Origin of the sequence: Parabacteroides sp. An277, from assembly GCF_002159645.1 — a bacterium.
Lineage (GTDB): Bacteria > Bacteroidota > Bacteroidia > Bacteroidales > Tannerellaceae > Parabacteroides.
In genome coordinates, this window is the sequence record NZ_NFJB01000087.1 from 1 (window position 1) to 876 (window position 876).

At 54.7% G+C, this 876-nt stretch carries 2 pseudogenes; both read right to left on the bottom strand.

The features are described 5' to 3' along the window. Window positions 1–359, bottom strand: a pseudogene (locus B5F77_RS15410) (transposase); the annotation flags it as partial. A gap of 140 nt (window positions 360–499) precedes the next feature. Then, a pseudogene (locus tag B5F77_RS15415) lies at window positions 500–876 on the bottom strand (transposase); the annotation flags it as partial.

Consider the following 876-nt stretch of genomic DNA (forward strand, 5'->3'; position numbering starts at 1 on the left):
GTGAAATCCGGCTTCTTCCACTTTGTTGTACCACCGTGCCATGGACAGACGTGCGGCATCCTTGACCGTGTTTTTGGCAAAGGTCATCCGCAGTGAATGGCACAGTCCGTATGCCGTTTGGATGTCAGGGTATTCTTCAAACAATATCGCGGCCCTCTGCTTCTGCCTGTCGGTCCATTTGTCTGCGGACTTGAACAACAAGTAACGCGACGCTCCTCGTCTATACGTTTTAGGACGGCGATCACATCCTCCGCTTTTGTACCCGCTACGACGGCGACCAAGGACTGCTCACGCGTATGTGCCTCACGGTTGGTAACGAAAGTGTATAGCTCGCCATTGGAGAGCGAGGACTCGTCGATGGCAAGCCGCTGACCGACATTTTCCGGGAACAGCAGCCACTCGTCCGCATGTTCCAATTGGTCCCACTGACGGAATCCGCTCAACGTTTCCTTGTACTGCTTCTCGAACGTGTGACCGTCTATGTGATAGAAATCCTCAAGCGTATGAGCAGTTCCTTGCGGGTGTCGCCATTGGGAAATCTGTACGGATTATATTCCTTGCCCTTTTGTCTGGCCTCCTCCATCTCATTGTTAGCCTGCTGTATGGCATCCCAACGGTGCTTGACACGCAGCTCCTGCACGGCATCGCAGGTCAGTTTCTGGATATGGAAGCGGTCGATGACGCGGCTGGCTTTGGGGAATGCTGTCCGGGCAATCTTGCGCATGGAATCCGACAAGTCAAGCGTAACCTCCTCGACGGCATTGCGGCGCTCCTCGTCTATACGTTTTAGGACGGCGATCACATCCTCCGCTTTTGTACCCGCTACGACGGCGACCAAGGACTGCTCACGTGTACGGGCCTCACGGTTGGTCACGA